Origin of the sequence: Luteitalea sp. (assembly GCF_022842525.1) — a bacterium.
GTDB lineage: Bacteria > Acidobacteriota > Vicinamibacteria > Vicinamibacterales > Vicinamibacteraceae > Luteitalea.
Genome location: NZ_JALHPM010000284.1, coordinates 1 through 5,790 on the forward strand (window position 1 = coordinate 1; position 5,790 = coordinate 5,790).

The 5,790-nt window shown below is 71.7% G+C and carries 5 protein-coding genes; 2 read left to right on the forward strand and 3 right to left on the reverse strand.

The window, feature by feature from the left end; translation table 11 throughout:
• The 3 genes from Q0C41_RS29275 to aqpZ form a co-directional block, all read right to left on the reverse strand.
• Nucleotides 1-662, reverse strand: a 662-nt coding sequence (locus Q0C41_RS29275) for a response regulator (protein ID WP_291990202.1), incomplete at its 3' end; no start/stop codon positions are given.
• Nucleotides 650-2,593, reverse strand: a complete 1,944-nt coding sequence (locus Q0C41_RS29280; protein WP_291990204.1) for a hybrid sensor histidine kinase/response regulator — start codon at nucleotides 2,591-2,593, stop codon at nucleotides 650-652. The genes Q0C41_RS29280 and Q0C41_RS29275, both read right to left, overlap by 13 nt.
• A gap of 73 nt (nucleotides 2,594-2,666) precedes the next feature.
• Entirely contained in the window at nucleotides 2,667-3,314 is a 648-nt protein-coding gene (gene aqpZ / locus Q0C41_RS29285) for an aquaporin Z (protein ID WP_291990206.1), read from the reverse strand.
• 175 nt (nucleotides 3,315-3,489) lie between these two features.
• On the opposite strand from aqpZ, the gene Q0C41_RS29290 reads away from it, so the two are divergent.
• Both Q0C41_RS29290 and Q0C41_RS29295 read left to right on the forward strand, forming a co-directional pair.
• Nucleotides 3,490-3,918 (forward strand): response regulator, encoded by a 429-nt coding sequence (locus Q0C41_RS29290; protein ID WP_291990208.1) that lies wholly within the window; start codon nucleotides 3,490-3,492, stop codon nucleotides 3,916-3,918.
• Nucleotides 3,906-5,790: GAF domain-containing protein (locus Q0C41_RS29295; protein ID WP_291990210.1), on the forward strand; the 1,885-nt coding region annotated here is incomplete at its 3' end. The genes Q0C41_RS29290 and Q0C41_RS29295, both read left to right, overlap by 13 nt.

The following is a 5,790-nucleotide window of genomic DNA, read 5'->3' on the forward strand; positions in this document are numbered from 1 at the left end:
ACGGCCGCTACGACGGGCACCCCGCCGAGGCCCCGCAGCGCACGGAGCTTCTCGAGAAACACGGGCAGCCGCACCACGCCGAGTTGCCGACCGAGGATGATCAGCGCCGGCGCGCTGTCCATGGCCATCCGCAGCCCCTGGGCCCCGCTGGCGGCCACGGCCACCGCGTAGTCGGGACTGAGCACGCCGTGGACGAACGCCCGGAAGTCGGGATCGTCGTCGACCACCAGAATCCGCGCGCCAGGGGGCACCCCGAGGTACGAGCGCGTGGGCGCCGCGATGGCGCCGGCCGCGCCGAGGCGGGCGACGAACTTGTTCAGTCGCGTGGCCACGTCGGCAGGCCGCAGGGGCTTGGTGAGGTAGGTGCCGACGCCCAGTTGAATCGCCTCGCGCACCCGCGCCTCTTCGCGCACGGTGGACATCACCATCACGGGCAGGTACTGGAGGTGCTCGTCGCGCCTGATCGTCTGCAGCGTCTCGAGCCCGCTCATGATGGGCATCAGCAGGTCGAGCAGCATGAAGTCGTAGGTCTCGCGCGACAGCAGGTCGAGCGCCTCGATGCCGTTGCTCGCCTCCGTGGCCTGGCACTCGAAGTCGCGCGCCAGGATGCGCGACAGCAGCAGGCAGACCGTCGGCTCGTCGTCGACGATCAGCGCGCGCATGTCGACGCCTCGCCGGCCGCGCGGCCCGTCAGCCGTTCGAGTCGAGGCAGGCCATCGAGCACCACACGCACGAGCGACGTCGCCAGGGCGCGGTGCTGGATCGTCCCGTCGTCGGCGCAGGCGCTTTCGAGCTGGCCCGCCAGGTCGGCGGGCTCATGCCAGCCGATGTTGCCGAGCAGCGTGACGAGGCGATGGGCCAGCAGGCCGAGGCGCGCGCGATCGTCGGCGACGACGGCGGCGTCGAGTTCGCCGAGGATCGCCGGCATGTGCCGCAGCACGACCCTGGCCATGTCCACGAACACACCGAGCCGCAGGAGTTCGTCCACCACGTCGTGATCCAGCAGCGTCTCCGGCTCCGCCGGCGCCCGCGAGGACTCGAGGTCACGCGCGGCATCCTCGTCCGCGCCGCTCGGCGGCAGCCACCGCCGCAACGCGTCGATCAGGATCGACGGGCGGGTGGGCTTGGGCAGGAAGTCGTCCATCCCCGCCTCGAGACACGCCTGTCGCGTGCCGGGCTGCGTGCTGGCCGTCAGCCCGATGACGGGCACGTGGGCCAGGGCCGGCCGTGCCCGCAGCGCCCGCGTGGTGGCGAGGCCGTCCATGCCGGGCAGCCGGCAGTCCATGAGGATGAGGTCGTAGCGTTCATGCCGGACCGCTTCGCACGCCGCCTCGCCGGACACCACGACGTCGACCTCGACGCCGACGCTGTCGAGGACGTGCTGCAGGAGTTGCTGGTTCGGCTCGTGATCCTCGACCGCGAGCACCCGCCAGATGCCACGCGGGAACGGCACCGAAGGCGGTGTCCCGGCGCGGGGTGACGCCGACGACGCGCTGCGGCTCGCCGCGTCCTCCGGGCCCAGCGTCGTGAGCACGTGCGTCAACTCCGAGAGGCGCACAGGAGTGCGCAACGGCAGCGCATCCCGTACCGTCACGCTCGAGCGCGGCGGCACGAGTTCCACCACGGGGACGTCGGCCACGCGGGACGCAGCCACGCACGCCGAGGCGTCCGGCAGCCGCGGATCGATCAGGACCGCAGCCGGCCCGGTGCGGGCCAGAGGTGGCACCGACTCGACGTCGCGGGTGACGACGGCCTGCACCCGGATGCGGGCCATCTGCGACAACAGCGCCTCGACCAGGATGTCGTCGCGCGAGGCCACCACCACGCGCAGGCCCTCGCAGTTGGGCAGGGCCAGCGCATCGCTCCGACGGCCGGCCGGAAGACGGACCTCGAAGTGGAAGCGACTCCCCCGCCCCGGCGTGCTGTCCACCTCGATGCGCGCCCCCATCGCCGCGACGATCCCGTTGGCAATCGCCAGCCCGAGGCCCGTCCCGCCGAAGCGCCGACTCGTGTCATCGTCGGCCTGGGAGAACGGGATGAACAGGCGAGGCAACGCGTCGGACGCGATGCCGATGCCCGAGTCCTCGACTTCGACGCGCAGCGTGAGCATGGTGCCGTCGGTCTGCACGCAGGTCAGGCGCAGGCGCACGTAGCCCGAGAGCGTGAACTTGACAGCGTTGGCGAGCAGGTTGGCCAGGACCTGTCCGAAGCGGCGAGGGTCGCCGCGGACTTCATCGGGCAGGGCCGGGTCGATGACCGCGGCCACCGACAGGCGCTTGACGCCGGACGTCGCGGTGGCGATCGCGATGGCCTCCTCGACCACGTCGCGCAGCACGAACTCGACGTCCTCCAGCTGGAGGCGCCCGGCGTCCAGGCGTGACGTGTCGAGCAGGTCGTCGACGAGCGCCAGCAGGCACTCGCCACTCATGTGGATGGTTTCGACGAGACGCGCGGCCTCCGGGGGCAGGGTCATCTGCCGCAGGAGTTCCGTCATGCCGATCACGGCGTTGAGGGGGGTCCGGACCTCGTGGGTCACGGTCGCGAGGAAGGCGGGACCCGCCAGGGGCGCCGCTGGAGCCACGACAGTCGTCACTGGCCCTGACATCGGCGAGTCAGGGCACATCTTTAGGTAGTGCCTGCCTCACCGATGCCGGACCCTCCTCACGTCACGCCTTCGCGCGCTGTCGGCCCCCTGCCACGACGCCCGTCCGGTCGTCTTCGAACTGGCGGGAGACGACGCCGCCCAGCACGCCGCCGATCAGTGGCGCCACCCAGAAGATCCACAGCTGCTGCAGGGCCCATCCGCCGGTGACGAGGGCTGGCCCGGTGCTGCGCGCCGGGTTGACCGACGTGTTGGTGACCGGAATGCTGACGAGATGGATCAGCGTCAGCCCGAGGCCGATCGCGATCGGGGCAAAGCCGGCCGGCGCGCGCCGGTCGGTCGCGCCCATGATGATGACGAGGAACATCGCCGTCATCACCACTTCCATCACGAGGCCCGCGGTCATCGAGTAGCCCCCAGGCGAGTGCTCGCCGACCCCATTGGCGGCCAGGCCCCCCGCGAGGTCGAAGCCGGGCTTGCCGGACGCGACCAGCAGCAACAGCACCGCGGCCGCGATGGCCCCGGCGACCTGCGCCAGCATGTACGGCGCCAGGAAGCGGCCCTCGAAGCGCCCGCCGGCCCACAGGCCCGCCGACACGGCCGGGTTGAGGTGGCACCCGGAGACGTGCCCGATGGCATAGGCCATCGTCAGGACCGTGAGGCCGAACGCGGCCGAGACGCCGAGCCCTTCGGCCAACAGCTTCTTGCCCATCAGCGCCTCTCCTCCCCTTCGTGACGTGGACGGGTAGAGTGGAAAACGCCCCTCACGGTACGGGGGGCGCCCGTCGAGTGCCATTGGCTCTTGGTGCAGTGGCCGCGTGTGCGCCTGACCTTTGGCTAGTTGTCGGGGGCGCAGCCGGCCCCTATCGTCGAAGACAGGCTCGAACGTGCTCTCGCCCGCCGCGACCGATCCCACGCGCATCGCCCTCGTGGACGACGACCCGTCCATCCGACGAGGCGTGGGCCGGATGCTCGAACTGAGCGGGCATCGCGTCACGACCTTCGGGTCGGCTGAAGCGCTCATGGCTGGCGACCCCGGCCTGTCGTTCGACTGCCTGGTCCTGGACATCCACCTGCCAGGGCTGTCGGGCCCCGAGTGTTACGGCGGGCTTCAGGCCCGCGGCGACGCCCCCCCGGCCGTGTTCATCACGGCGCACGACGCCACCGAGACGCAGGACAAGCTGCAGCGTGTCGGCCCGGCGACCTGCCTGCGCAAGCCATTCCGGAGCCAGCAACTGCTCGAGGCCATTCGCGACGCCATCGCCCTGGCAGGGTCAGCCCCCGGAGGCGCTACACTGCGCCAATGCGGAGGCTGAGCGGCCCGCTGGCCGCCCTGTGGGTCCTGTCGTGGGCAAGCGCGCCGTCGGTGCGCGCGCAGCCGCTGGCCACGCCACCGGCGCAGGAGCGTGGCACGGTCCTCGTCCTCATTCCCGTGCAGCCCGGGCGCCCGCTGTTCGATCTGTTCGCACGCGGCGTCGCCAACGAGTTCATCCGCACCAACGCGCCGGCGGTGCTCTCCTTCGAGCATCTCTACGGGGTCTCCGATTCCCGGACCGTCGCCGATCGCCAGATCGACTTCGTGCGGGCCAAGTATCGCGACGTGCGCATCGACGCGATCATCGCCCTCGCCCATCCCCAGTACCTGCAGGTGCGGGAACGGCTCGACCTGCCACGCACGGCGCCGCTGATCTTCATCGGGGAACAGGCCAGCCGGCGGGCGCGTCCTCCGCACGCCGCCTTCATCGACGTCACCGATACGCTGGTCGACTCGTGGGCCTTCATGCGCCCGCTCTTCCCGCGCCATCACCACGTGGCCGTACTCGGTGGCAGCGCACCGGCCGACCGCATGACCTCGCAGGCGACACTGGCCGCGATGCGCGAGCGGGTCGGCGAGGCACGCGTCATCGATCTCACCAACCTGGCCCTGTCCGAGATGCCGGCCCGTGTCGGGCGCCTGCCGGCCGACACGGTGCTGCTGCTCGACAGCGCGGTGGCCGACCGCACGGGACGCCCCATCACGGCCCGCAGCGTGCTGGCGACCATCAAGCCGACCTTGCGCGTGGCCACGCTGGTCAGCAACGACGCGATGCTCGGCGAGGGGGTGCTCGGCGGCACGCTGTATCGCGTCGAGGACCTCGGCACCCAGGCCGCGCGCCTGGCGGCCCGCATTCTCGAGGGCACGCCGCCCGACACCGTGCCCGTCCAGCGCCTCGCCGCGACCCCGATCATCGACGCGCGGGAACTGGAGCGCCTGGGCATCTCCGAGAGCCGGGTCCCGCCCGGCACGACCCTGCTCTGGCGGCACAAGGGCCTCTGGGAGGCGTACCGCGCCTGGATTCTCGGCGGCATCTCGGTCTTCATGCTGCAGACCGCGCTCATCGCGGGGTTGCTGGCCGAGCGCCGCCGACGTCGGGCCACGCAGCGCGCGCTGGCCGAGCGCCTGCGCGTCCAGGCCCTCGTCGCCGAGATCTCGACCGACTTCGCCAACCTGCGCAGCGACGGCCTCGACACCCGGATCGCCGACAGTCTCGAGCGGCTCGCCGCGGCCCTCGAGGCCGAGGACTGCGCGCTCTGGACCCTGCGCTGGGGCCAGGACCGTCCCCAGCGTGTCTCGGGCTGGCCCGACACCCTCGGGGTCCCCGAGGCCGGCTCCCTGGTCGAAGACGCCCTGTTGACGTGGGCGCGTCCGCGCCTCGAGCGGGGTGAGGAAGTCCAGATTCAGGATCTCGTCGAGTTCGCCCGCGACACCGCCGACGCGCCGAGCCGGCGCCCCGGCCCGGCCACATGGCTGCTGCTGCCCGTGCGCGTCGAGGCCGAGGTCATCGGCGTGCTGACGCTGCGTCATGCCCGGGCGCAGGAGTGGTCGGCGCCGACCCTGGTCGACCTGCGCACCATCGGCGAGATCATCGCGACCGCCTTCGTCCGCAAGCGGACGGACGCGGCCATGCGGCGCCAGCTCGAAACGCTGGCGCACGTCAATCGCGTCGCCAGCCTCGGCGAACTCGCCGCCTCGCTGGCCCACGAGCTGAATCAGCCGCTGGCCGCCATCCTGAGCAACGCCGAAGTCGCCCAGCACCTGCTCGAAGGACACGATCCGCCGGTCGAGGAACTGCGCGCCATCATCGCCGACGTCATCGCCGACGATGAACGCGCAGGCGGGATCATCCGGAACATGCGTTCGATGCTGC

Bases quoted from the DNA above. Each gene is read 5' to 3' on its own strand.
- aqpZ (WP_291990206.1), bottom strand. From the start codon at position 3,314: ATGGGCAAGAAGCTGTTGGCCGAAGGGCTCGGCGTCTCGGCCGCGTTC.